This is a genomic window from Mesorhizobium sp. WSM4906, from assembly GCF_029674625.1.
Classification (GTDB): Bacteria; Pseudomonadota; Alphaproteobacteria; order Rhizobiales; family Rhizobiaceae; genus Mesorhizobium.
Genome location: NZ_CP121355.1, coordinates 1,642,276 through 1,666,710 on the forward strand (window position 1 = coordinate 1,642,276; position 24,435 = coordinate 1,666,710).

The 24,435-nt window shown below is 63.0% G+C and carries 28 protein-coding genes and 1 other RNA gene; 17 read left to right on the forward strand and 12 right to left on the reverse strand.

Annotated features, from left to right (window positions below):
* Window positions 1-2: 2 nt before the first annotated feature.
* The 8 genes from livM (at window position 3) to QAZ22_RS07710 (ending at window position 9,867) form a co-directional block, all read left to right on the forward strand.
* Window positions 3-1,397, forward strand: a complete 1,395-nt coding sequence (gene livM, locus QAZ22_RS07675; RefSeq protein WP_278206080.1) for a high-affinity branched-chain amino acid ABC transporter permease LivM — start codon at window positions 3-5, stop codon at window positions 1,395-1,397.
* Window positions 1,397-2,830, forward strand: a complete 1,434-nt coding sequence (locus QAZ22_RS07680) for an ATP-binding cassette domain-containing protein (protein WP_278206081.1) — start codon at window positions 1,397-1,399, stop codon at window positions 2,828-2,830. Before livM ends, QAZ22_RS07680 begins: the two co-directional genes overlap by 1 nt.
* Window positions 2,830-3,558, forward strand: a complete 729-nt coding sequence (locus QAZ22_RS07685; protein WP_278206082.1) for an ABC transporter ATP-binding protein — start codon at window positions 2,830-2,832, stop codon at window positions 3,556-3,558. Before QAZ22_RS07680 ends, QAZ22_RS07685 begins: the two co-directional genes overlap by 1 nt.
* 14 nt (window positions 3,559-3,572) lie before the next feature.
* Complete coding sequence (locus QAZ22_RS07690) at window positions 3,573-3,920, forward strand: DUF6867 family protein (protein ID WP_278077797.1); 348 nt, start codon at window positions 3,573-3,575, stop codon at window positions 3,918-3,920.
* A 138-nt stretch (window positions 3,921-4,058) separates the two neighbouring features.
* Complete coding sequence (locus tag QAZ22_RS07695) at window positions 4,059-5,177, forward strand: branched-chain amino acid ABC transporter substrate-binding protein (RefSeq protein ID WP_278206083.1); 1,119 nt, start codon at window positions 4,059-4,061, stop codon at window positions 5,175-5,177.
* Window positions 5,178-5,448: 271 nt separating this feature from the next.
* Complete coding sequence (gene pyc, locus QAZ22_RS07700) at window positions 5,449-8,907, forward strand: pyruvate carboxylase (protein ID WP_278206084.1); 3,459 nt, start codon at window positions 5,449-5,451, stop codon at window positions 8,905-8,907.
* 227 nt (window positions 8,908-9,134) lie between these two features.
* The gene (locus QAZ22_RS07705; protein WP_278077776.1) at window positions 9,135-9,395 is read left to right on the forward strand and encodes a DUF2312 domain-containing protein; all 261 of its coding nucleotides are present in this window, start codon (window positions 9,135-9,137) and stop codon (window positions 9,393-9,395) included.
* A gap of 22 nt (window positions 9,396-9,417) precedes the next feature.
* Window positions 9,418-9,867, forward strand: coding sequence for a hypothetical protein (locus QAZ22_RS07710; protein WP_278206085.1), 450 nt, complete (start codon window positions 9,418-9,420; stop codon window positions 9,865-9,867).
* A gap of 20 nt (window positions 9,868-9,887) precedes the next feature.
* Here QAZ22_RS07710 and QAZ22_RS07715 read toward each other — a convergent pair whose 3' ends face one another.
* On the reverse strand, window positions 9,888-10,397 hold the full coding sequence (locus tag QAZ22_RS07715; protein WP_278206086.1) for an arsenate reductase ArsC: 510 nt from the start codon (window positions 10,395-10,397) through the stop codon (window positions 9,888-9,890).
* Between the two features lie 158 nt (window positions 10,398-10,555).
* Here QAZ22_RS07715 and QAZ22_RS07720 point away from each other — a divergent pair, with 158 nt between their 5' ends.
* Entirely contained in the window at window positions 10,556-10,903 is a 348-nt protein-coding gene (locus QAZ22_RS07720) for a hypothetical protein (protein ID WP_278206087.1), read from the forward strand.
* A 58-nt stretch (window positions 10,904-10,961) separates the two neighbouring features.
* Here the strand turns inward: QAZ22_RS07720 and msrB are convergent, their stop codons facing one another.
* From msrB to QAZ22_RS07750, 6 genes are all read right to left on the reverse strand, one after another.
* The gene (msrB, locus tag QAZ22_RS07725; protein ID WP_126080718.1) at window positions 10,962-11,366 is read right to left on the reverse strand and encodes a peptide-methionine (R)-S-oxide reductase MsrB; all 405 of its coding nucleotides are present in this window, start codon (window positions 11,364-11,366) and stop codon (window positions 10,962-10,964) included.
* Between the two features lie 217 nt (window positions 11,367-11,583).
* A complete protein-coding gene (locus QAZ22_RS07730; protein WP_278206088.1) occupies window positions 11,584-12,774 on the reverse strand; it encodes a VWA domain-containing protein in 1,191 nt (396 codons plus the stop codon).
* Between the two features lie 10 nt (window positions 12,775-12,784).
* Entirely contained in the window at window positions 12,785-13,189 is a 405-nt protein-coding gene (locus QAZ22_RS07735) for a type II toxin-antitoxin system HicB family antitoxin (protein WP_278206089.1), read from the reverse strand.
* An 11-nt stretch (window positions 13,190-13,200) separates the two neighbouring features.
* Window positions 13,201-13,395, reverse strand: a complete 195-nt coding sequence (locus QAZ22_RS07740; RefSeq protein ID WP_278206090.1) for a type II toxin-antitoxin system HicA family toxin — start codon at window positions 13,393-13,395, stop codon at window positions 13,201-13,203.
* Window positions 13,396-13,450: 55 nt separating this feature from the next.
* Window positions 13,451-13,897: a GNAT family N-acetyltransferase gene (locus QAZ22_RS07745; RefSeq protein WP_278206091.1), complete on the reverse strand. Its 447-nt coding sequence runs from the start codon at window positions 13,895-13,897 to the stop codon at window positions 13,451-13,453.
* Window positions 13,898-13,957: 60 nt separating this feature from the next.
* A complete protein-coding gene (locus tag QAZ22_RS07750) occupies window positions 13,958-14,818 on the reverse strand; it encodes a LysR family transcriptional regulator (protein ID WP_278206092.1) in 861 nt (286 codons plus the stop codon).
* Between the two features lie 133 nt (window positions 14,819-14,951).
* Here QAZ22_RS07750 and QAZ22_RS07755 point away from each other — a divergent pair, with 133 nt between their 5' ends.
* Window positions 14,952-16,499, forward strand: coding sequence for an MFS transporter (locus QAZ22_RS07755; RefSeq protein ID WP_278206093.1), 1,548 nt, complete (start codon window positions 14,952-14,954; stop codon window positions 16,497-16,499).
* Between the two features lie 76 nt (window positions 16,500-16,575).
* On the opposite strand, the gene QAZ22_RS07760 is transcribed toward QAZ22_RS07755, so the two are convergent.
* Entirely contained in the window at window positions 16,576-17,415 is an 840-nt protein-coding gene (locus QAZ22_RS07760; protein WP_278206094.1) for a MoxR family ATPase, read from the reverse strand.
* 151 nt (window positions 17,416-17,566) lie between these two features.
* On the opposite strand from QAZ22_RS07760, the gene ssrS reads away from it, so the two are divergent.
* From ssrS to QAZ22_RS07780, 4 genes are all read left to right on the forward strand, one after another.
* A non-coding RNA gene (gene ssrS, locus QAZ22_RS07765) (6S RNA) lies at window positions 17,567-17,722 on the forward strand.
* A 470-nt stretch (window positions 17,723-18,192) separates the two neighbouring features.
* Entirely contained in the window at window positions 18,193-18,780 is a 588-nt protein-coding gene (locus tag QAZ22_RS07770; RefSeq protein ID WP_278206095.1) for a 5-formyltetrahydrofolate cyclo-ligase, read from the forward strand.
* 78 nt (window positions 18,781-18,858) lie between these two features.
* Window positions 18,859-19,683: a YmdB family metallophosphoesterase gene (locus QAZ22_RS07775; RefSeq protein WP_278206096.1), complete on the forward strand. Its 825-nt coding sequence runs from the start codon at window positions 18,859-18,861 to the stop codon at window positions 19,681-19,683.
* An 81-nt stretch (window positions 19,684-19,764) separates the two neighbouring features.
* Window positions 19,765-20,532 (forward strand): TerC family protein, encoded by a 768-nt coding sequence (locus tag QAZ22_RS07780; protein WP_278206097.1) that lies wholly within the window; start codon window positions 19,765-19,767, stop codon window positions 20,530-20,532.
* 240 nt (window positions 20,533-20,772) lie between these two features.
* Here QAZ22_RS07780 and QAZ22_RS07785 read toward each other — a convergent pair whose 3' ends face one another.
* From QAZ22_RS07785 to QAZ22_RS07795, 3 genes are read right to left on the reverse strand one after another with little or no spacing between them, the layout of a single operon-like run.
* Window positions 20,773-21,234 carry an SRPBCC family protein gene (locus QAZ22_RS07785; protein ID WP_278206098.1) on the reverse strand — a complete coding sequence of 154 codons (462 nt, stop codon included), beginning with the start codon at window positions 21,232-21,234 and terminating at the stop codon, window positions 20,773-20,775.
* A gap of 20 nt (window positions 21,235-21,254) precedes the next feature.
* The gene (locus tag QAZ22_RS07790; protein ID WP_278207794.1) at window positions 21,255-21,623 is read right to left on the reverse strand and encodes a VOC family protein; all 369 of its coding nucleotides are present in this window, start codon (window positions 21,621-21,623) and stop codon (window positions 21,255-21,257) included.
* 52 nt (window positions 21,624-21,675) lie between these two features.
* Window positions 21,676-22,158 carry an SRPBCC domain-containing protein gene (locus tag QAZ22_RS07795; protein WP_278077793.1) on the reverse strand — a complete coding sequence of 161 codons (483 nt, stop codon included), beginning with the start codon at window positions 22,156-22,158 and terminating at the stop codon, window positions 21,676-21,678.
* 51 nt (window positions 22,159-22,209) lie between these two features.
* On the opposite strand from QAZ22_RS07795, the gene QAZ22_RS07800 reads away from it, so the two are divergent.
* The 3 genes from QAZ22_RS07800 to QAZ22_RS07810 all read left to right on the forward strand — a co-directional run bounded on the left by QAZ22_RS07800 (window position 22,210) and on the right by QAZ22_RS07810 (window position 23,829).
* Entirely contained in the window at window positions 22,210-22,533 is a 324-nt protein-coding gene (locus tag QAZ22_RS07800) for a helix-turn-helix domain-containing protein (RefSeq protein ID WP_278206099.1), read from the forward strand.
* Window positions 22,534-22,748: 215 nt separating this feature from the next.
* Window positions 22,749-23,498, forward strand: a complete 750-nt coding sequence (locus QAZ22_RS07805) for a YebC/PmpR family DNA-binding transcriptional regulator (protein ID WP_278077795.1) — start codon at window positions 22,749-22,751, stop codon at window positions 23,496-23,498.
* Between the two features lie 19 nt (window positions 23,499-23,517).
* Window positions 23,518-23,829: a SelT/SelW/SelH family protein gene (locus tag QAZ22_RS07810; RefSeq protein ID WP_278206100.1), complete on the forward strand. Its 312-nt coding sequence runs from the start codon at window positions 23,518-23,520 to the stop codon at window positions 23,827-23,829.
* 32 nt (window positions 23,830-23,861) lie between these two features.
* Here the strand turns inward: QAZ22_RS07810 and QAZ22_RS07815 are convergent, their stop codons facing one another.
* Window positions 23,862-24,338, reverse strand: coding sequence for a DUF1772 domain-containing protein (locus QAZ22_RS07815; RefSeq protein ID WP_278206101.1), 477 nt, complete (start codon window positions 24,336-24,338; stop codon window positions 23,862-23,864).
* Between the last annotated feature and the right edge of the window lie 97 nt (window positions 24,339-24,435).

Here is a 24,435-nt window from a genome sequence, read left to right on the forward strand (position 1 = left end):
TCATGGCCGTTACCGTATCTCCGGAGCGCGACGTCGTCGTCCCTCCCATCCAACGCGCATTCCGCGAAGCGCTCTATGCCGGCGCGATTGCGCTCGGCTTGTTCGTGCTGTTCATCGGTCTCAGGACCGATCAGAACATCAACAACGAACTGATCCTGGTGCAGCGCTGGGGCCTGCTTGCCCTGGTGGTCGTCGCCGTTGCTGTCGGCCGCTTCCTCTATATCGCCTATGCGGTCCCGGCGATCGAGCGGTCCAGGGCAGAAAAGGCCAAGGCGCCCGCGGTGGCCGTGGCGGAACCGGGTTTTGTGCGGCGCAACTTCAACAAGATCGGCGCCACGGTGCTGATCGCCTATCCAATCGTGATGGTCATGGCGTTCGGCTTTCAGGGCTCGCTGAAATGGGTCGACAATTTCGGCATCCAGATCTTGATCTATGTGATGCTGGCCTGGGGCCTCAACATCGTCGTCGGGCTGGCCGGCCTGCTCGATCTCGGTTACGTCGCCTTCTATGCCGTCGGCGCCTATGCCTATGCGCTGCTAGGCACGCATTTCGGCCTGTCGTTCTGGATCCTGCTGCCGGCCGCCGGCTGCATGGCCGCCTTCTGGGGCGTGATGCTCGGCTTCCCGGTGCTGCGACTGCGCGGCGACTATCTGGCGATCGTCACGCTCGCCTTCGGCGAGATCATCCGCCTGGTGCTCATCAACTGGCGCGAGGTGACCAACGGCTCGGCCGGCATCTCCGGCATCCCGAAGGTTTCCTTCTTCGGGCTCATGTCGTTCAACGTCTCGGACCCGAACTACATCGCCAAGGTGCTGCACATCACCCAGTCGGGCGCCTACTACAAAATATTCCTCTACTACCTGATCCTGGCGCTCTGCTTCCTAACCGCCTTCGTCACCATTAGGCTGCGCCGCCTGCCGGTCGGGCGCGCCTGGGAAGCGCTGCGCGAGGATGAGATCGCCTGCCGCTCGCTCGGCATCAACACCACCACCACCAAGCTGACGGCATTCGCCACCGGCGCCATGTTCGGCGGCTTCGCCGGCTCGTTCTTCGCCGCCCGGCAAGGCTTCGTCAGCCCCGAATCCTTCGTCTTCCTGGAATCGGCAATCGTCCTCGCCATAGTCGTGCTCGGCGGTATGGGCTCACTGGGCGGCATCGCGGTGGCGGCTCTGGTGATGATCGGCGGCACCGAAATCCTGCGCGAGCTCGATTTCCTCAAGCGTGTGTTCGGTCCCGACTTCACGCCGGAACTCTACCGCATGCTTTTGTTCGGCATGGCCATGGTCATCGTCATGTTGTGGAAGCCGCGCGGCTTCGTCGGCAGTCGTGAGCCGACCGCCTTCCTCAAGCAGCGGAGAGCTGTCTCAGGCTCCTTCACCAAGGAGGGCCACGGCTAATGAACGCGCAAGCTTCCCAGAGCGATTTCATCCTGCAGGTCGAACACCTGTCGATGAAGTTCGGCGGCCTTGTCGCCATCGGCGACCTGTCCTTCCAGGCCAGGCGCGGCGAGATCACCGCGCTGATCGGGCCGAACGGCGCCGGCAAGACGACGGTGTTCAACTGCATCACCGGCTTCTACAAACCCACCGAGGGCATGATCACGCTGAACAAACGTGACGGCTCGACCTATCTGCTCGAGCGCCTGCCCAACCACGAGATTCCGGCGCGTGCCAATGTCGCACGAACCTTCCAGAACATCCGCCTGTTCTCGGGCATGACGCTGCTCGAAAACCTTTTGGTCGCCCAGCACAACAAGCTGATGAAGGCCTCGGGCTACACCTTGCTCGGCCTGTTCGGCGTCCCGAGCTATCGCCAGGCCTCGGCCGAATCGATCGATCTCGCAAGGCACTGGCTGGAGAAGGCCGACCTCGTCGACCGCGCCGACGATCCGGCCGGCGACCTGCCCTATGGCGCGCAGCGGCGGCTGGAGATCGCGCGCGCCATGTGCACCGGCCCTGAGCTTCTGTGCCTCGACGAGCCGGCCGCCGGCCTCAATCCGAAGGAATCGGCCTCGCTCAATGAGCTCCTGATGGACATCAAGGACAACACCGGCACCTCGATCCTGCTCATCGAGCACGACATGTCGGTGGTCATGCAGATCTCCGACCATGTCGTGGTGCTCGAATATGGCCGCAAGATCTCCGACGGCAACCCGCAGTCGGTGCGCACCGATCCGCGCGTCATTGCTGCCTATCTCGGCGTCGACGACGAGGAAGTGCAAGAAGTGCTTACCGAGGTCGGCGACGAGGATGTGATCGAACAGCTCGATACCGGCCCCGACTCCGCGCATGGTCCGGGCAATTCCTCTTCGATGATGGCCGGGCCGGTTTCCGATACCGTCGAACACGGGGACGAAGGCGAGCGAGTCACGGTGTCGAAGGGCGCGTCGAAAGCGGCTCAAGTCGACGCGCGCTCCGCGTCGGTCGCCAGCAAGCCTGTCGCCCCGGCGTCGACGAAGTCCACTGCGGCAGCCAAACCGGCCGCGAAGTCGGGCACGGCGAAGGCCGCGCCGAAGAAAGCGGCCGCCAAGGCGCCGGCGGCGAAGACCGCAGGTATTTCAAACCGTCTCGATGCACCACGCGGCGGCAAGGCCGACAGCCTGATCCGCATCAAGGGCATCGGCCCGGTCAACGAGAGGAAGCTGAACGAGCACGGCATCTTCCATTTCGACCAGATCGCAGCCTGGAAGAAGGCCGACATCGAAGCCGCCGAAGCCTATCTCGCCTTCGACGGGCGCATAGCGCGCGAGGACTGGATCGGCCAGGCGAAGCTGCTTGCGAAGGAAGTGGCGGCCAAGCCCGCGGCGGGCAAGCGTGGAGGGCGTAAATAATGGCCGGCACAACGCTGCTCGATATCAAGGGCGTGCAGACCTATTACGGCAACATCCGTGCGCTGAACGGCGTCGACGTCACCGTCAACCAGGGTGAGATCGTGGCGCTGATCGGCGCCAACGGCGCCGGCAAGTCGACGCTGATGATGACCATTTTTGGAGCACCACGCGCTCGCGCCGGCACCATCACCTTTGCCGGCACCAACATCACCCAGATGCCGACGCACGAGATTGCCAGGCTGCGCATCGCCCAGTCGCCGGAGGGACGCCGCATTTTCCCGCGCATGACGGTGATGGAAAACCTGCAGATGGGCGCCAGCATCGATAACCTCAGGCATTTCGACGAGGATGCCGAGAAGGTGTTCGCACTGTTCCCGCGGCTCAAGGAGCGCATCAACCAGCGCGGCGGTACGCTGTCGGGCGGCGAGCAGCAGATGCTGTCGATCGGACGCGCGCTGATGGGGAGGCCGAAGCTGCTTCTGCTGGACGAGCCGTCGCTTGGGCTCGCGCCTCTGATCGTCAAGCAAATCTTCGATGCCATTCGCGAGCTCAACAGGTCACAGGGGTTGACCGTGTTCCTGGTCGAGCAGAACGCCTTCGGCGCGCTCAAGCTCGCCAATCGCGGCTACGTCATGGTCAACGGCAATGTGACCATGAGCGGCACCGGCAAGGAGCTGCTCGCCAATCCGGAAGTGCGCGCCGCCTATCTCGAAGGCGGGCATCACTAAGAGAGGTCTTCATCATCATGGGTATTCTCTACGAAGAAGCCTCGATCTGGCATTTTCTGTTCGTCACCTGGCTGCTCGGCGGCGGGGCGGCTTGGATGACCGGCAAAGCCGTGGCCCAGACCTGGGGCACCCACGTCCGCCTGTTTCTTTACATGCTTGGCCTCGGCATCGGGGTAAGGTTCATCCATCATGCGCTGTTCGACGGCACGATGTTCTCGCTGCACTATTATATCGTCGATACCATCGTGCTGATGGTGCTGGGCTTCCTCGGCTATCAATACACGCGTACCAACCAGATGGTCACACAATATAACTGGCTCTACGAAAGAGCTTCCTTATTGAGCTGGAAGCCGAAGGGTTGAGGTTCATGATTAACGTCGTTCAGGGGAATGAATCGACGTGACAAGTGCCTGAAAATCGGCATTCTATGCTTTCTGCGATAAGGGTGGGCATCGCATGAAAGTATCATCCACGCCCACTCCGTAAATGGGAGCGTTTCAATGAAAAAATCACTCTTGTCCGCCGTGGCGCTGACCGCGTTCATCGCGTTCAGCGGCAGCGCGTGGGCCGACATCCTGATCGGCGTCGCCGGTCCGATCACCGGTCCGAACGCCGCCTTCGGCGCGCAGCTGCAGAAGGGCGCGGAACAGGCGGTCGCCGACATCAACGCGGCGGGCGGCATCAATGGCCAACAGCTCAAGCTCGAGATCGGCGACGACGTCTCCGACCCCAAGCAGGGCATTTCGGTCGCCAACAAGTTCGTCGCTGACGGCGTCAAGTTCGTCGACGGCCACTTCAACTCGGGCGTGACCATTCCCGCGTCGGAAGTCTATGCCGAGAACGGCATCCTCGTCATGACGCCGGCCGCGACCAATCCGAAGCTCACCGAGCGCGGCCTGTGGAACACCTTCCGTACCTGCGGTCGTGACGACCAGCAGGGCAAGGTGGCCGGCGACTACATCGCCAAGAACTTCAAGGACGCCAAGATCGCCATCATCCACGACAAGACGCCTTACGGCCAGGGCCTCGCGGACGAGACCAAGAAGAACCTGAACGCCGGCGGCATCAAGGAAGTGATGTATGAAGGCGTGAACGTCGGTGACAAGGACTTCTCGGCCCTGATCGCCAAGATGAAGGAAAACGGCGTCACCCTGATCTACTGGGGCGGCCTGCATACCGAAGCCGGCCTGATCATCCGCCAGTCGGCCGACCAGGGCCTGAAGGCGCCGCTGTTCTCGGGCGACGGCATCGTCTCCAACGAGCTGGCCTCGATCGCCGGCGACGCCGTTGCCGGTACGCTCAACACCTTCGCTCCGGATCCGCGCAAGAATCCGGCCGCCAAGGAAGTGGTGGAGAAGTTCCGCGCCGCCGGCTTCGAGCCGGAAGCCTACACGCTCTACTCCTATGCCGCGATCCAGATCATCTCTCAGGCCATCGCCAAGGTCGGCTCGGCCGACGACGCGCAGAAGGTTGCCGACGTGATCAAGTCCGGCGGTCCGTGGAAGACGGCGATCGGCGAGATCGGCTACGACTCCAAGGGCGACATCACCCGTCCGGACTATGTCATCTACGAATGGAAGAAGGGCGAGGACGGCAAGTACAGCTACTTCGAGAAATAAGCCGGCAAATAGCAGCCGACTTTTCGAGATGCCCGGCGCTCTGCGCCGGGCATTTTTATTGGCGGCTGCGTTCTCACCGCCCGGCCGAGCCGACCCTCATGAGCGTGCCCGCAAATCGTTCCTTGAACCGCAGGACGGGAGATAAGCGGCGGTTTGGCGCAAACGAACGATTTAAATCGTTTTAGGTGTCGCGCGATTTTGTTTGCGCTGCAGCATTTTCACGCTAATCATTGCTGCTTTCATCTCACCTTCCGCTGCTGGAGCCCAGTCCTTGGCAATCACGAAGATCCTCGTCGCCAACCGGTCCGAAATCGCCATCCGCGTCTTTCGCGCGGCTAACGAGCTCGGCCTCAAAACCGTGGCGATCTGGGCGGAAGAGGACAAATATTCGCTGCACCGCTTCAAGGCCGACGAGAGCTATCAGGTCGGGCGGGGACCGCATCTCAACAAGGACATGGGGCCGATCGAAAGCTATCTTTCGATCGACGAGGTGATCCGCGTCGCCAAGCTGTCGGGCGCCGATGCCATCCATCCAGGCTACGGCCTGTTGTCGGAGAGCCCGGAATTCGCCGAGGCCTGCGCAGCCGCCGGCATCACCTTCATCGGGCCGAAGCCGGAGACGATGCGCCGGCTCGGCAACAAGGTCGCCGCGCGCAACCTGGCGATCGAGGTCGACGTGCCGGTGGTGCCCGCCACCGATCCGCTGCCCGACGACATGGAAGCGGTGAAGAAGCTCGCCGCGGGAATCGGCTATCCGGTGATGCTGAAGGCCTCGTGGGGCGGCGGCGGCCGCGGCATGCGCGCCATCCGCGCGGAAGCCGACCTTGCGCGCGAAGTTATGGAGGGCAAGCGCGAGGCCAAGGCCGCCTTCGGCAAGGACGAGGTCTATCTCGAGAAGCTGATCGAGCGCGCCCGCCATGTCGAGGTGCAGGTGCTTGGCGACACACACGGCAATGCCGTGCATCTGTTCGAGCGCGACTGCTCGATCCAGCGCCGCAACCAGAAGGTCGTCGAGCGCGCGCCGGCTCCCTACCTCAGCGACCAGTTGCGCCAGGAGCTCTGCGGCTACGCTTTGAAGATCGCGCGCGAGACGAACTACATCGGCGCCGGCACCGTCGAGTTCCTGCAGGACGCCGACACCGGCAAATTCTACTTCATCGAAGTCAACCCGCGCATCCAGGTCGAGCACACGGTCACCGAAATGGTGACCGGCATCGACATCGTGAAGGCGCAGATCCACATCCTCGACGGCTTCGCCATCGGCACGCCGGAATCCGGCGTCCCGGCGCAGAAGGACATCAGGCTCAACGGCCACGCGCTGCAGTGCCGCATCACCACAGAGGACCCGGAGCAGAATTTCATTCCGGACTATGGCCGCATCACCGCCTATCGCGGCGCCACCGGCTTCGGCATCCGCCTCGACGGCGGCACCGCCTATTCCGGCGCGGTCATCACTCGTTTCTACGACCCGCTGCTCGAAAAGGTGACGGCATGGGCTCCCACGCCGGCCGAGACGATCGCGCGCATGAACCGGGCGCTGCGTGAATTCCGCATCCGCGGCGTGGCGACCAACCTCACTTTCCTCGAAGCGATCATCAATCACCCGAGCTTCGCCGACAATTCCTACACCACCAAGTTCATCGACACGACGCCGGAGCTGTTCCAGCAGGTGAAGCGGCAAGACCGTGCCACCAAGCTGCTCAACTACCTCGCCGACGTCAGCGTCAACGGCCATCCGGAGACGCGCGGCCGGCCGATGCCCAAGGCCGATGCGGCGGCACCGGTCGTGCCCTATCTCAACGGCAAGGTGCCGGATGGCAGCAAGCAGCGGTTCGATGCGCTCGGGCCTGAGAAGTTCGCGGCCTGGATGCGCGAGCAGAACCAGGTACTGGTCACGGACACGACGATGCGCGACGGCCACCAGTCGCTGCTCGCCACCCGCATGCGCACCTATGACATCGCCGGCATCGCCGGCACCTATGCGCGGGCGCTGCCGCAGCTGCTGTCGCTGGAATGCTGGGGCGGTGCGACCTTCGACGTTGCCATGCGCTTCCTCACCGAGGATCCGTGGGAGCGGCTGTCACGGGTGCGCGAAGCAGCCCCCAACCTTCTGCTGCAGATGCTTTTGCGCGGCGCCAACGGTGTCGGATACACCAACTATCCCGACAACGTCGTGCAGCACTTCGTCAAACAGGCGGCTGCCGGCGGCGTCGACCTGTTCCGCGTCTTCGACTGCCTGAACTGGGTGGAGAACATGCGCGTCGCCATGGACGCGGTGGGCGCCGAGGGCAGGCTGATCGAAGCCGCGATGTGCTATACCGGCGACATCCTCGATCCGGCGCGCGCAAAGTATGACCTCAAATACTATGTCGGGCTGGCGAAGGAACTGGAAGCGGCCGGCGCGCATATCATCGCCGTCAAGGACATGGCCGGTCTCTTGAAGCCGTCGGCGGCGCGGGTGCTGTTCAAGGCGCTGCGCGAGGAGACCGACCTGCCGATCCATTTCCACACGCATGACACGTCCGGTCTGTCGGCGGCGACGGTGCTGGCGGCGGTCGAAACCGGCGTCGACGCCATCGACGCGGCGATGGATTCCTTGTCCGGCAACACCTCGCAGCCCTGCCTCGGCTCGATCGTCGAGGCGCTCAAGGGCACCGAGCGCGACCCCGGCCTCGATCCGCAGTGGATCCGCCACGTTTCCTTCTACTGGGAAGCGGTGCGCAACCAGTACGCCGCCTTCGAAAGCGACCTCAAGGGGCCGGCCTCGGAAGTCTATCTGCACGAAATGCCGGGCGGCCAGTTCACCAATCTCAAGGAGCAGGCGCGCTCTCTTGGACTGAAAACGCGCTGGCACGAAGTGGCGCAGGCCTATCACGACGTCAACCTGATGTTCGGCGACATCGTCAAGGTGACGCCGTCGTCGAAAGTGGTCGGCGACATGGCGCTGATGATGGTGAGCCAGGACCTCACCGTCGCCGATGTCGAGAACCCGGCCAAGGACATCGCCTTCCCGGACTCGGTCGTGTCGATGCTGCGCGGCGATCTCGGCCAGTCGCCCGGCGGCTGGCCGCAGGCGCTGCAGAAGAAGGCGCTGAAGGGCGAGAAGCCGATCACGGTCAGGCCGGGCTCGCTGCTCAAGCCGGCTAACCTCAAGGCCAGCCGCAAGGAAATCGAGGAAAAGCTCGAGCGCAAGCTCAACGAGTTCGAGTTCGCCTCCTGGCTGATGTATCCGAAGGTCTTCACCGACTTTGCCGCCGCGCAGGAAACCTATGGCCCGGTGAGCGTGCTGCCGACGCCGACCTATTTCTACGGCATGAAGTCGGAAGACGAGATCTTCGTCGACATCGAGAAGGGCAAGACCTTGGTGGTGCGCTGCCAGGCATTCGGCGACGTCGACGAAAAGGGCATGGTCACCGTGTTCTTCGAGCTCAACGGCCAGCCGCGCCGCGTCAAGGTGCCCGACCGCGCGCATGGCGCCTCGGCCGCCAAGGCGCGGCGCAAGGCGGAGCCGGGCAACGAGGCGCATATCGGCGCGCCGATGCCGGGCGTGGTCTCTGCGCTTGCCGTGACTGCCGGCCAGGCGGTCAAGGCGGGCGACGTGCTCTTGTCGATCGAGGCGATGAAGATGGAGACGGCGCTGCACGCCGAGCGCGACGGCGTGGTCGCCGAGGTGCTGGTCAAGGCGGGCGACCAGATCGATGCCAAGGATCTGCTGATCGCCTTCGGATAGGTGTGTTGATATTCAGGTGAAACCGGCGTGCAAACGCCGTCTTCCTGCGCTTCCGGTGCTACGCGTTGGCTCGTCGCCATTTGCCGGGATCGAGCGTCCTCGGCTGGCAGCAACCCTTCATGCCGCAGCGATAATGTCTTGACCCGCCGCGCCTGCTCGGGCATCGAACCCGCTCCAATTTTGCCGGGGCGGGAATCGCCGTGGCGCAAAAAAACGCGGAGAGAAAAATGGCCGACGAGATCACCGAGACCAGCCAGACTGTAGCCGCCGGCCAGCTGCGCGCCATCATCGAGCGCATCGAGCGGCTCGAGGAAGAGAAGAAGACGATTTCAGACGACATCAAGGACGTCTATGCCGAGGCCAAGGGCACCGGCTTCGACACCAAGGCGATCCGCACCATCATCAGGCTGCGCAAGAAGGACCAGGCCGAGCGCCAGGAGGAGGAGTCCATCCTGGATCTCTACAAGGCCGCTCTCGGCATGGTCTGAGGTTCATGGCCGGGAGCCGGCCATGAGTGAGTTCGACTTCGGCGGCCATCGCGCTTCGGAGTTCCGCCATCGCGGCTTCTGGGCGCTGTTCGCCGAGCGTCATCCGGAAGAAAGGTCCCGGCTGGCAAGGCGAGGACCCTGGTTCTGGCAGCGCGGGCTGCCGGAATTCGCTCTGGTGCTTTCCATGTATGTCGCACCCAGCGAGAACGTGGTCGGCGTCTTCTTCGGCCGCAACGAGAAGCTCGGCGCGACGGAAGTCTGGACGCGGCTGAAGCCGTTCCAGCCGGCGATCGAGGCGCGGCTGAAGCTCCGGCCGGAGCAGAGCGCGCAGAACCTCGGCATCAATTCGCAGTGGCGGGTCAACTGCTTCGCCGAGGACAACTGGCCGGCCATGGCCGACTGGCTGGTGACGGAATGCTCGCGCTTCGAGCAGGCTATCGTCGCGGTTCTTGGCGACGAAGCCCGGTCGTAGAGCCACCGCTTCGCCGAGGCTCAACCCGCTCGTGACTGGTTGCGGCCGATTTCTTCGAGATGCTGCTGCAGCGCCATGCGGTCGAGCGAATTTATCGGCAGGTTTACGAACAGGCCGATGCGGTTGGCCATCATGCGGAAGGCATCGGCAAAGGCCAGATGCTGCTCGGCGTCCTTTCCGGCGGCCTTGGCCGGATCCGGCACCGCCCAAAGCGCCGTCATCGGATGACCGGGCCAGACCGGACAGCTTTCGTTCGCCGCGCTGTCGCAGACGGTGAAGATGAAGTTCATCTCCGGTGCGCCCGGCCCCGAAAACTCGTCCCAGCTCTTCGAGCGGGCGAAGGCCGTATCGTAGTTCAGGCTCTCCAGCAGCTGAAGCGTGTATGGGTTGACGGTGCCGCTGGGGTTCGCGCCGGCCGAATAGGCCTTGAAACGGCCGGCTCCGAGCCGGTTGAGAATGGCCTCGCCCATGATCGAGCGGGCCGAGTTGGCGTTGCAGAGAAAAAGAACGTTGTAGACTTGACCGCTCATTTCGAACCCCTCTGTGTTGCGTGTGCAAATGACAGAACACGATGTGGGTCACGGCTTCGTGATGATACGTGTTTTGGCAGTCAGTTTCTGTTTCGTCTGCGCCGGATATTGCGACATGCGGGTTCGAAACTTTCGTGTGGTTCCATGAGGCTCGATTGATGGGCAAGCCTGAGCTCGAAGGCGCCGCGCCGGCGAAGACCGACCGCGAGGCGGCGGGCTTCCTGCGCATGCGCTGGCAAGGTCAAGCACCGCTCGACCGGCTGTTCTGGCGCGACATGCTGCTTGCCGGCACGGCGATCAACATCGCCTCGTCGGGGGCGGCGCTCGTCCTGCTCGGGCTGAAGCTGCCGCTCTGGCTGGTTCTAACAGCGCATTTCCTCCCCGTTCCCTGCAACATCTTCCTCAGCCTTGCCGTCTGGCGGACGGCGGAACGGACCGGCGGGTGCAAGGCCCAACTGATGATGCTGGGCTCGGCGCTCTGGCTGATCGCGACTGTCGTCGTGTAAGTAGGGACGGAAAAGGGCGGCCGAAGCCGCCCTTTTGGAGTGTTGGTCAGGGCGCCGGTCAGGCCGACGGCTCGAAGCGCAACGCCACCCCATTGATGCAGTAGCGCAAGCCGGTCGGCGGCGGGCCGTCCTCGAAGACGTGGCCGAGATGGCTGCCGCAGCGCGAGCAGTGGCATTCGGTGCGGACCATGCCGTAGCTGCGGTCGACGGTGGTCTCGATCGAACCCGGGACGGGGTCGTTGAAGCTCGGCCAGCCGGTTCCGCTCTCGAACTTCAGCTTGGATTCGAACAGCGGCTGGTCGCAGCCGACGCAGAAGAAAGTGCCGGCGCGCTTCTCGTAAAGCAGAGCGCAGCTGCCGGGGCGCTCGGTGCCGTGGTTGCGCATGACGGCGTACTGCTCCGGCGTCAGCCGGGCGCGCCACTCGGCGTCGGTGCGGGTGACGGGATAGGCGTGGGTGTCCATGAAATCTCCTCGGCCTTGGCGGCTCGTTGTTGGTTGGCAGCCTGTATTCGCACGAACATAGGCATTTGTTACAACTATATTCAGGTGAGGCCGGCCTGCAAATGGCGGCCTCCTGCGCTTCCGGTGCTCACGTACTTCAAGTACGCTCCGCTCCGGTTCTCGGAGGCCACCATTTTCGACTCGGCCTGACCTGAATTTTGGCGGCCGAGCCTGCCGATCAATGCTTGCGCGAAAGCTGTTTCGTTGCCGCCTCGAGCCCGGCGAGCGTGAGCGGGAACATGCGGCCGCCGAAGATGTCGCTGATCATGGCGATGGAATGGGTGTAGCGCCAGTTCTTCTCGGCTTCCGGGTTCAGCCAGACGGCATTCGGCCATTGCTGCAAAAGTCGCGCGAGCCAAACGCCGCCTGCTTCCGGGTTCCAGTGCTCGACGGAGCCGCCGGGATGCGCGATCTCGTAAGGGCTCATCGAGGCGTCGCCGACGACGATCACCTTGTAGTCCGGCCCATATTTGTGGAGCAGGTCGAAGGTCTGGATCGTCTCGGCGAGCCGCCGTCGATTGTCCTTCCAGACGCGCTCGTAAAGGCAGTTGTGGAAGTAGAAATATTCGAGCTGGCGAAATTCTGCGCGGGCGGCCGAGAACAATTCCTCGACGCTTTTGATGTGATCGTCCATCGAGCCGCCGACGTCGAAGAACATCAACAGCTTCACCGCGTTGCGGCGCTCGGGTCGCGTCTTGACGTCGAGATAGCCATGCTCGGCGGTGGCATGAATCGTGCCGGGCAGGTCGAACTCTTCCGCGGCGCCCTCGCGCACCCAACGACGCAGGCGCTTCAGCGCCACCTTGATGTTGCGGGTGCCGAGCTCGACCGCGTCATCGAAGTTCTTGAACTCGCGCTTGTCCCATACCTTTACCGCACGGCGATGCCGGCTTTCGTGCTGCCCGATGCGCACGCCTTCCGGGTTGTAGCCATAGGCGCCGAAGGGCGAGGTGCCGCCGGTGCCGATCCATTTCGATCCGCCTTGATGCCGGCCCTTCTGTTCCTCCAGACGCTGTTTCAGCGTCTCCATCAGCTTGTCGAAGCCGCCCAGCGCCTCGACCAGTTTTTTCTCCTCGTCGGTCAGATGCTTTTCGGCCAGCCGGCGCAGCCATTCCTCGGGGATATTGGCGACGTCGACGGCATCCGGTCCGGCAAGCGCCTCGACGCCCTTGAAGACATGCGCGAAGACCTGGTCGAAGCGGTCGATGTGGCGTTCGTCCTTCACCAGGGCCGAGCGAGCGAGGTAGTAGAAACCCTCGACGTCATAGTCGACCAATCCCGCTTCCAGGCCTTCCAGCAGCGACAGATATTCCCTGAGCGAAACGGGAACCCGCGCGGCCTTCAGTTCCAGGAAGAAGGGGATGAACATGGCTGGGATGTTATCTGTGCCCCTCGATCTTTTCTCGTGCGGCGCTTGCGATGAAGGCAGAGCGTGTCAGACCCCGGCGGCTCGCTTCGGCGTCAATCGCCGCGAGCAGGCCCGCGTCCAACGACAGATTTGCACGTACTGGTCGGCCGGAATCGATCAGCAGCGGGATCATGACGGCGGATTCACCCGCAGCGCTATCGATCTCACCTGATCGAAGCAACTCGGCCACAGTTCGCACTTGGGGCAGCGGGAGGTGCTTTGCCAACCGGGTTTCAGCCCATTCGCGAACCGCCGACGTTGCATCGGCAATAGCCTCCTCGGGGCTGGCGCCGCCACCGTGGCAACCTGGGAGGTCGGGGACCCGAATTCCCCAGACATCGTCCGCGCCGTCCAGAACTCCGACAAAGTGCATCATGTGGTCAAGCCTCAAATCCATCCGGCAAGCTTGGCGATCGAGCGCGCAACACCTGGAGATTGCTCGCGGTGCCGTGGCACGATGATCGTCACATCCGGCTTATCCGGGTGCTCGTATTTGTCGTGCTTGCCGCCGCCGCTATTCGTCCAGCCGTCGCGCATCAGCCTCGCAATGATCTTGCGCGTATTGGCTTCAATCAGCGGCATGATCGTCTTTCAATGTGCAATATATTGCGCAATGAGAGCAGTATCAACCTCCTCTTCACAAAAGATCGTATTCGATGAAGCCCGTCCGCCTTGCCACATGATCATAGAGCCGGCGCGCGGTGGCGTTGGCCTCGTGCGTCATCCAGTAGACGTTCCTCACGCCGATCTTGCCGGCCTCCTGTTGCACGGCTCTGATCAAGGCAGCGCCGATGCCCTTGCCGCGCACATCGGGGTCGGCGAACAGGTCCTGCAGATAGCAGTTGTTGACCTCAGACCAGCAGGAGCGGTGATAGAGATAGTGCGTCAGGCCCACGGCCTTGCCGTCGAGCGTGGCGATGAACCCTTTCGGCTCGAACTCGCCTGGCGTGAAGAGGCGTTTCCAAGTGACGTCGTAAACCGCGTCCGGCAGCTTGGTCTCATAAAAGGTGAGGTATGCGGTCCACAGGCGGCGCCAGTCGGCGTGATCGGACTGGGCGAGCGGGCGGACGGTGATCTGGGACATTTCATTCTCCTCCGAAGCCTGAACCCCGCAATGGAATCAGGGCCAGGAGACTCCTTTGCCCTATCCTGGCGGCAAATTGTACTCGCGAAACGCGGCGGCGAGCATGTTGAGCGCCTCTCGCGCCCGCGGCGCCAGGGCGTGCGAATGCAAGACGATCTCGGAAGACGGAATTGGCGGCAGGCCCAGCTTGCGGCCGACATCGACCAGGCCGTGAGGAACGACGCGATGGGCAAGCGCGGCAACGGCAAAACCCGCGGACACCGCGATGTTGACGGCTTTGCCGCCGCCGCCCAGGAAAGCCTCGTCCCAGGCGATACCTGCCCTGTCCAGCGCCTCGATCGCTCTCAGACGATCCGGACAGGTGCATGCGGTGCTCAACAGCGCCAGGCGCAGCGGCGTCCCGCGCCGCCATTCGAATGTGGGCGCGGCGAACCAGCCATATTGCGTGCGCGAGAGCGTCTTGCCCCGGCGGTCGCTTTCGCGGTGGACGATTACCGCATCCAGCTCGCCGCGATCGAAGGCTTCCTCCAGCAGAGAGGAGGTCTCGATCCTCATGCTGAGCGCGAGCGACGGATCATGCGCGTGAAGCTGCGCCAGAAGCACGGAAAGCTCCGGTCCGGCGACGTGGTCGACAAAGCCGAGCGCAAGGCGGCACGGTGCGGTGGAAAACTCGGCCATGGCACGCTCATGAGCGGCGAGGAACTCGCGCGCCGCAGGCAGGAAGACGGCTCCCCTTGCCGAAAGGCTCACGCGACGCGGGGTTCGCTCGATCAAACGCGCGCCCAGCTTCTCCTCCAGCCGGCGCAGCTTGACGCTGATCGTCGCCTGTGTGCTGCCGAGCGCGGCGGCCGCGCGCGTGAAGCTCTGCAAGTCGGCCACCATCACGAAGGTCCGCACGGCATCGACGTCAAGGCTGGTCATTGGTGCATTCCATTTTGTCATTTCTGAAATAGTTACGCATAGCCTTTTTTTATGGTCAAGCCTCCTCTATGTCCTCGGCGACCGCCGTTGAAGTGGTGCCCATCCCTCAAGGCTCAGACTGAAAGTGATCGACATGACGTTTCATCGAAACACCATCGCGCTTACGGGCGTTTGCCTTGCCTCGCTGCTGTTCGGCCTCGAAATCTCCAGCGTGCCGGTGATCCTCCCGAAGCTGGAAAGCGTGCTTGCGGCCAGTTTCAAGGACCTGCAATGGATCATGAACGCCTACACCATTGCCTGCACGACCGTCCTCATGGCAACGGGAACGGTGGCCGACCGTTTCGGGCGCAAACGGGTGATGGTGACCACCACTGTCGCCTTCGGGCTCGCCTCGCTGCTCTGCGGCCTTGCGCCGAGCGCACCGCTCTTGATCGTCGCGCGCTTCCTGCAAGGCCTCGCCGGCGGAGCGATGCTGACCTGCAGCGTCGCGGTGCTGTCGCATCAGTTCCAGGACGGCCGCGAACGCGGCAAGGCGTTCGTCGCTTGGAGCGTCGTCTCGGGCATCGGCCTCGGCTTCGGGCCCGCGATCGGCGGATTGATCGTCGCGCTGTCGAACTGGCAGTGGGTGTTCCTGATCCACGTGCCGCTCGCGGTCCTCGCTTTGGCCTTCATCGGCGCCGGGGTCACGGAATCGCGCGACCGCAATGCCCAGAAGCTCGATTGGGCCGGCATGCTGACGCTCTCGCTCGCGGTATTCGGTTTCTCCTATCTGATCACCCAAGGGGCAGAGCTCGGCTTGGGTGTTCGTATCGGCGTAACGGCCGCGGCGGCCGTCTCCTTCATCGCGTTCCTCGTCGCGGAGAGGATCAGTTCCTATCCGATGTTCGATTTCTCCGTGTTCCGCATCCGCCAGTTCTCGGGCGCGATCATGGGCGCCATCGGCATGAATTTCAGCTATTGGCCGTTCATCATCTACCTGCCGATCTATTTCTCGGGCGTTCTCGGCTACGACAGCACCACGACCGGCCTGCTGCTGCTCGCCTACACGCTCCCTTTCATGCTGATGCCGCCGATCGCCGAGCGTCTGCGCGCCCGCTATCAGGCTCGGGTCGCGGTCCCGCTTGGGCTGCTGACATTGGGGATCGGCTTCATCGCCATGCGGATAGGATCCGGGCTCGAAGGGGCCAACTGGCTGACCATGCTGCCCGGCACGCTGATCGCCGGCATAGGCATCGGCCTGACCAATTCGCCGACCACCCATACCACGACCGGATCGGTGTCGCCCGATCGCGCGGGCATGGCGTCGGGCATCGACATCAGCGCTCGCCTGATCACTTTAGCCATCAACATCGCCGTGCTCGGGCAACTGCTGACGCAAGGCATCGTTTCCCATCTGCGCGCCGCATTCGGAGCCGCCATCGATGGGAATGAACTGCGCTTGCTGGCGGAAAGGATTGCCGGAGGCAATCTCGATGGTCTGACGCAAGCCTCGCCGGAACTCGCTGCTCTCGATCCGACCGGCGCGATCGTTCACGCCGCCTTGGTCAACGGCTTTGGCTGGGTCATGCTCTATAGCGGAATCGGCGTGCTTCTGCTGTCGGTCATCGGCTTCGTCATCTTCGGCCCGGGCAGCTCCCTCTCAGCAGGAAAGAGCTCGGCCCGGAGCACGGCGGAGGCCTAAAGCGCGTCGCGATCTTTCAGATTCGCTCCCCACTTTCGGGAGACATGCTTTAGGCGCCAGATGCGAGAACCGCGCTTCATCCCTGCCGCCTGGCCATGAAGGCCAGGCGCTCGAACAGATGCACGTCCTGCTCGTTCTTCAGCAGCGCGCCATGCAGTTTCGGCAGCGCGTTCTTGGGGTCGGCGCGCAGATCTTCCGGCGCGATGTCGTCGGCGACCAGCAGACGGATCCAGTCGAGCGCCTCGGAGGTCGACGGCTTCTTCTTCAGCCCCGGCACTTCGCGGATCTCGTAGAACTGGGTGAGCGCGGCCCGCACCAGGTTCTGCTTGATGCCAGGATAGTGCACGTCGACGATCCGGTGCAGCGTCTCGATGTCGGGGAAGCGGATATAATGGAAGAAGCAGCGGCGCAGGAAGGCGTCCGGCAATTCCTTCTCGTTGTTCGAGGTGATGATGACGATCGGTCGAAATTCGGCACGGATGGTCTCGCCGGTCTCGTAGACGAAGAACTCCATCCGATCGAGCTCCTGCAGCAGATCGTTGGGGAACTCGATGTCGGCCTTGTCGATCTCGTCGATCAAAAGCACGACCTTCTTCGGCGCCGCGAAGGCGTCCCAGAGCTTTCCGCGCTTGATGTAGTTCCTGATGTCGCTGAAACGGTCGTCGCCGAGCTGGCTGTCGCGCAGCCGCGAGACCGCGTCATACTCGTAGAGGCCCTGCTGCGCCTTGGTGGTCGACTTGACGTTCCATTCGATGAAATCGAGATCGAGCGCCGCCGCCACCTGGCGGGCGAGTTCCGTCTTGCCGGTACCCGGCTCGCCCTTGACCAGCAACGGTCGCTCCAGCGCGATCGCAGCGTTGACCGCCACCATCAGATCCTTGTCGGCGACATAGGCCGCGGTGCCTTCGAAGCGCATTTTTTCTCCTGATCGTTCGGCCGCGACCGTAAGGACGCCGCCCGGCCTGTGCAAGGCATAGCAACGCCGCAAGGTGCCTGACGCAAATTTTGCCGGCGTTCGGCCGGCTATCCTTCTGGCGCTCGGCCAGCCGTCGGCCTATATTGGCGCCGGCGGTCTGCGCTTCCCGGCAGGAGAAACTTATCCCCGGGGCCTTATCGATCCTTAGGGAGCTGTCCCTGGGAAGACCCGTGGGTTTTCTCACACGGCGCCCACCTACTTTGTAGGCACCCGGGATCGACCTCTCCACCGGTTGTGTGGATCGTCACTCTCCCGATTTCGGCTACGGCATGCGCACATTTCCAATCGGCCGGTCTTTGGCGATGGCGGGCGTAGCAGCTTGGCACATGCATTGTCCAACGCAGCGCTGGTCGACCCCCACTCCGTCTCGGCTTCGCCGAGCCACCTCTCCCCCGATCGACGGGGTAGAGGAAGGGCGCCAGGCTTTTTGCCGCCAGCGCTCGTCCAGCAGCGCTCCCTTCCTTTCCCTCCGGAGAGGGAAGGTGGCGCTGCGAAGCAGCGACGGATTGGGGGAACCACACGGCAATCAAGCCTCGGCCGGATCAGTCACGCCAGTCACAGAAGATGTGCATAGTAGCCCGATCTCGGGAGACTTGCGCCTGCTCTCTGTTTTGACACAATTCCGGTCGGAATAGCGCTGCGCACTTTCCTGGAATTACGCTAGAAAACGTCGTTCCTGCAACGCCGTCCAAGCTCGATCTTTTCTAGCGTCCGCCTATGACCTCATCCAAAGACCTGAAAAAACAGCTTCGCAAGGACGCGCTGGCGCGCCGCGATGCGCTCGATGAATTCTGGCGGGTGGAGATCGCTCTCGAAATGGCCGAGACCGCGAAGGCCGAGATCGCCGTCGAGCCGGGCCAAATCGTCTCCGGCTTCTGGCCGATGCGCTCCGAGGTCGACGTGCGGCCGCTGATGTTCGTGCTGCGCGAAAAGGGAGCCAGGCTCTGCCTGCCGGCGATCCTCGACAAGACCACGATCGTGTTCCGCGAGCTGGTGCACGGCGCGCCGATGGTCGAGATGGGCTTCGGCACGGTCGGGCCGCATGAGGAGGCCGAAGTGCTCGACCCCTCGCTGATGCTGGTGCCGCTTGCCGCCTTCGACGCGCGCGGCCACCGCATCGGCTACGGCGCCGGCTATTACGACCGGGCGATCGCCAGGCTGGCCGACAAGGGGCTGACGCCCCGGCTGATCGGCATCGCCTTCGACTGTCAGGAAGTTGCGATGGTGCCGGAAGAGAACCACGACGTGATCATCCCGGAAATACTCACCGAGAGCGGGTTGCGCCGGTTCGCGCCTCGATTGTAGAAAAGCGTTTGAGAAACGCATGATCTTTTGCGGAAAGTCATGCAGCTTTTGCTTGTCGGACTTTCGGCGCAGGATCGTATGAGACTTCTCTTCCTCGGCGACATGGTCGGAAAAACTGGACGCACGGCGGTGTGGGAACAGCTGCCGGGCTTGATCTCCGACTTCAAGCTCGACTTCGTCATCGTCAATGGCGAGAACGCCGCCGGCGGTTTCGGCATCACCGAAGAGATCTTTCGCGAGACGCTGGCGGCGGGCGCCGACGTCGTCACCACCGGCAACCATGTCTGGGACCAGCGCGACGCGCTGATCTTCGCGCCGCGCGAGGAGCGCTTCCTGCGCCCCTCCAATTTCCCCAAGGGCACGCCGGGGCGCGGCTCGGGCGTCTATATCGCCAGGAACGGCGCGCGGGTGCTGGTCGCCAACATCATGGGGCGCGTCTTCATGCATCCCGAGCTCGACGATCCGTTCCAGGCCGGCGAGCGCGAGCTTTCCGCCTGTCCGCTCGGCGAGCAGGCGGATGCGGCGGTCATCGATTTCCACGCCGAGGCGACGTCGGAAAAGATGTGTTTCGCGCATTTCGTCGACGGCCGCGCCAGCCTGGTGGTCGGCACGCACACGCACCAGCCGACCGCCGATCATCAGATCCTCAATGGCGGCACCGCCTATATCTCGGATGCCGGCATGTGCGGCGACTACGATTCCTCGCTCGGCATGGACAAGGAAGAGCCGCTCAATCGCTTCCTTTCGAAAGTGCCGAAGGGCCGGTTCGAGGCGGCGAGCGGGCCGGCGACGCTCTGCGGCATCGGCGTCGAGATCTCCGACCGCACGGGTCTTGCCGAGAAGATCGCGCCGTTTCGTCGCGGTCCGCGGCTGGAGGAAACGGCGCCGTCCTTCTGGTCGTGACATTGATATGAGGACCTCAAGCACCTAACTCCCGCGGAACTCGCCGAAAACCTGCTTCAGATCGTAGAGGGGACGACCTCCATGCAGCTTGTCGAATTCCTGGCGCCGCACTTCGCCTTCGTTTCCGATCCAACCGCGTGGGTCGCGCTGCTGACGCTGGTGGTGCTGGAGGTGGTGCTCGGCATCGACAATCTGATCTTCATCTCGATCCTCACCAACAAGCTGCCGGAAGCGCAGCGCGCCCGCGCGCGCAGGCTGGGCATCTCGGCGGCGCTGGTGATGCGCCTCATCCTGCTCGCCACCATCTCGATCATCGTGCAACTGACGACGCCAGTGTTCACGGCGTTCGGGCACGGCTTTTCCTGGCGCGACCTGATCCTGATCGCCGGCGGCCTGTTCCTGGTCTGGAAGGCGACCAAGGAAATCCACCACACGGTCGACCCGCAGGATCATCAGGATACGATGGTTGGGGGTGCGCTGCAGATGAGCCTTGCCGGCGCGATCTTCCAGATCCTTTTGCTCGACCTCGTCTTCTCGATCGATTCCATCATCACTGCCGTCGGCATGACCGACGAGATCGCCATCATGTATATCGCGGTGATCGTGGCGGTGAGCGCGATGATGCTGGCGGCCGGACCGCTTGCCAGTTTCATCGCCAGGAACCCCAGCATCGTCATGCTGGCGCTCGGCTTCCTGCTGATGATCGGCATGACGCTGATTGCCGACGGCATGGGCTATCATGTGCCCAAGGGCTACATCTACGCCGCCATGGGATTTTCCGCCTTGGTCGAAGGCCTCAACATGCTGGCGCGGCACCGCAAGAAGCAGAGGTCGGGCAGCGGGCACTGATGCTGGCACACCTTCGTCATTTCTAGGGCGGAGCGACGCGAAGCGGAGCGCAGACTCTAGAATCCATGCCTTTACCCACGCCGAATAATGCGGCGGAGCAGAATTGTGTTACGGCTGAAGGTCAGCTGTCGGATTTTTTGGCGTTTCATCTCGAGACGCGGCGAAACGTCGGCGTCACGGCATGGATGCTAGGGTCTGCGCGCGTCGCTTCGCTCCTTGCTCCGCCCTAGCATGACGAATTCATTTTAGGCCCTTGGGATGGCGGTCGCCGATCAGGCCGAGCATCAGCCCCTGTTCCAGCCACGCCTTGGCGCCGGCCAGCACCAGCGAGAAGCCACCGGTCGAGCCGATCGCCTGCTGCACCTGCTGGTCGCCGGAGCCCGCGAAGCCGAAATTGCTAACTTCGAGAAAGGTCGTGTCGCCGGGCATCTGGGTGAAAGTCCAGACGACGGTGGTCGGCGGCTCGCTCCATTGCATGACGATCTTTTCGTTGGGGACGATCTCGCTCACCTCCACGGTCGTCGAGACACCGTACATGCGCCACTCCCATTGAACCGTCTTGCCCGCGCCCAGCCGGCCGCTGGAATGGGTGAACCAGAACTTCGTGGTGATCGTCGGATCGACAATCGCCGCGAAAACGTCGGCGACGGGCCGGCGGATCAGCATGCCGGCTTCGGCGATGGGGCTCTCTTTGAGTTCCATGGCGTTCTCCCAATTTCGCATCAGGGCAGGTTGATCTGCCAGGAAACGCCGAAGCGGTCGTTGAGCCAGGCGAAACGGCGGCTGAAGCCGTAATTGCCGGGCGGCATCAGGAATCCGCCGTCCTTGGCCAGCGCTTCGACGATGCGCTCCAGTTCCTCTTCGGAGGAACAGTCGACGAAGAACGAGACCGATGGCGTGAAGGTGAAGGCGTGATGCACCGGGCTATTGAAGATCATGACCTCCGTGCCGCCGATCGATGCGCGCGCCAGCTTGACGGTTCCCTCGGGCCCGTCCTCGCCTGGACCGTAGCGCGTGATGTCGACGACGCGGCTCTGCGGAATGGTCTCGCAATAGAAGGCCATGGCCTCCTCGGCCTTAGCTTCGAACATCAGGAACGGCGTTACCTTCACGGCAGTCCTCCCGTGGCTCGGTTCTTGCGGCTCAGATGTTGGTCTCGTTGGCCGGCTCGCCCTTCATCTCGGCGCGATAGTAGCCGTCGCGCAGGTTGATGCCGTATTCGAGATAGGCCTTCATGCAGGCCAGCATCTGCGACCAGCCCTCGCAATTGAGGTAGGACTTCTTCAGGCCGACCTCGCCTTCGCGCCAGCCGGCTTCGGCGATGGTGACGAAGGTGCCGCCGTCGTCGAGCGGCTCGAAATTCATCTCGATGCGGGTCTTGTAGGCTGGCTTGCCTTCGGCGTCGGTCGCATCCCAGCGCAGCACGATGCGTTTGTCCTTGGTCACCTCGTCGACCTCGACCGGAACCGTCTTCCACCAGGTCACGGTGGTGCCGGCTACCAATGGGGCGGAGGCGCCGCCGATGGTGGTGAAATAGCCGCTGAGCTTCGTCGGATTGACGACCGCGTCGAAGACCTCGGCGACCGGTTTGCCGATGCGCCCGGAAATCCTGAATCCAAGAGACATATCCACAGCTCCTTCCTTGATCGCCCAAACGATATGTTATAGAAATATAACGTGTCAAGCCAAACCGCAGACGACCATGTTTTCAAGGCCTTGGCGCATCCGCGCCGGCGCGAGCTGCTGGACCGGCTGAAGGATCAGCCGCAGACCACCGGCGCGCTCTGCGAGGCTTTCCCGGACATGGACCGCTGCACGGTGATGATGCATCTCAAGGTGCTCGAAGAGGCCGATCTGGTCGTGGCGAAGCGCGAGGGGCGCGAGCGCTGGAACCATCTCAACGCGCTGCCGATCAAGCAGATCCACGACCGCTGGATCAGCCAGTATGCCAGCCACGCCATCAGCATCCTCGACCGGCTCAAGTCGGACTTGGAGGGATGACGCAGTCCTCACGTGACCGGCTTCGGCGCCGGCTCAACGGCGCGGCTGGACGAATTGAGCCGATTTATCTATAAGCCGGCCATTCCGACAGAGAGCGCCGCGTGCCTTCGCAGGCATAGCTCAGACGTTCTGAAAATTTGAATTCGAGCATTTTGCCGATGCCGGGCGATCGCGCCCGGCCGAAAAATGCTCTAGCCGAACACGACAGGGGTGCCATGGCTGGCCATTCGCAATTCAAGAACATCATGCACCGCAAGGGCCGGCAGGACGCGGTGCGGTCGAAAATGTTTTCCAAGCTGGCGCGCGAAATCACCGTCGCGGCCAAGACCGGCACGCCGGACCCGGCGATGAACCCGCGGCTGCGCCTTGCGGTGCAGAACGCCAAGGCGGTCTCGATGCCGAAGGACAACATCCAGCGCGCCATCAACAAGGCCTCCGCCGGCGACGCCGAAAACTACGAAGCGGTGCGCTATGAGGGCTACGGCCCCGGCGGCGTGGCGCTGATCGTCGAAGTGCTGACCGACAATCGCAACCGCTCGGCGTCCAACGTGCGCGCCGCCTTCACCAAGGCCGGCGGAGCTCTCGGCGAAACCGGCTCGGTGTCCTTCATGTGGGACCGCATCGGCGAGATCTACTATCCGGCTTCGGCCGGCAGCGCCGACAAGGTCATGGAAGCGGCGATCGAGGCCGGCGCCGACGACGTCGAGTCCGACGAAGAAGGCCACACCATCTATTGCAGCTTCGAAAATCTCGGCGACGTGTCGAAGTCGCTGGAAGCCGCGCTCGGCGAGGCGGAATCGGTGAAGCCGATCTGGCGGCCGCAGAACAACGTCCCGGTCGACGAAGAGCGGGCGCAATCGCTGATGAAGCTGGTCGCCACCCTCGAGGACGATGACGACGTGCAGAGCGTCTACGCCAATTTCGAGGTCGACGACGAGACGATGGCCAAGCTCAGCGCGGCTTGAGTCGGCCACGCGATCCAATATGAGCGAGAAGCCGCTTCCGACCATCCGCATCACCTACTGCACGCAATGCCTGTGGCTGTTGCGTGCCGGCTGGATGGCGCAGGAATTGCTGTCGACCTTCGGCACGGATCTTGGCGAGGTGACGCTGGTGCCAGGCACCGGCGGCATCTTCACCATCACCTGCGACGATCAGCTTATCTGGGAACGCAAGCGCGACGGCGGCTTTCCGGATGCAGCAAAGCTGAAGCAACTGGTGCGAGACGTCATCGACCCGGACCGCGACCTCGGTCATGCGGACCGCAAAACGCACAAGAAGACAGACCCCGCCTGAGGCGGGGTCTTTTGCATTGCGGAATACTGTCTTCAGATCAGCGCCAAGATGAAGCAGGCCATCGCGACGATGGCAGTGACGGTGCGGACATGGTTCCACATCACCCATTGGCTCAGATGTTTCGCCCACACGGCGGCGCCGTTGGCGCTCTCCGGATCGACCGCAGCGAGCGCATCGTTGAGAGGCACGTTGAAGACCATGGTCACGATCGGGTTGCCGACAAGATAGATCACGGCGCCGGCAAGCAACCAGTACGAACCAGGCTGGCTCCAGCCCATAATGGCGGCGGCGATAAGCACCAGACAGATCAGGCCGGTGCCGAACAGCGCCGTCATGAAAGTCGGCGTGATCACCGTGACGTTGATCGAATTCATCGCCGCGATGCCGCTTGGCACGGGCAGCCGGGCAAGCGCCGCCATGACGAAATTCGAGAATGCGAAGAAGACGCCGCCGACAACGCCGGAGCCGATCGCGGCAATGAAGGTGAGGGTGGGAAGAAATTTCATCATGTCGGTTGCTCCAGATTTGTCGACGATAAAACATGAGTAACTCTCACATTTGCAAAACGTGATAAACCCTCATATCTTGCGAGTCAAGCCAGTTTCG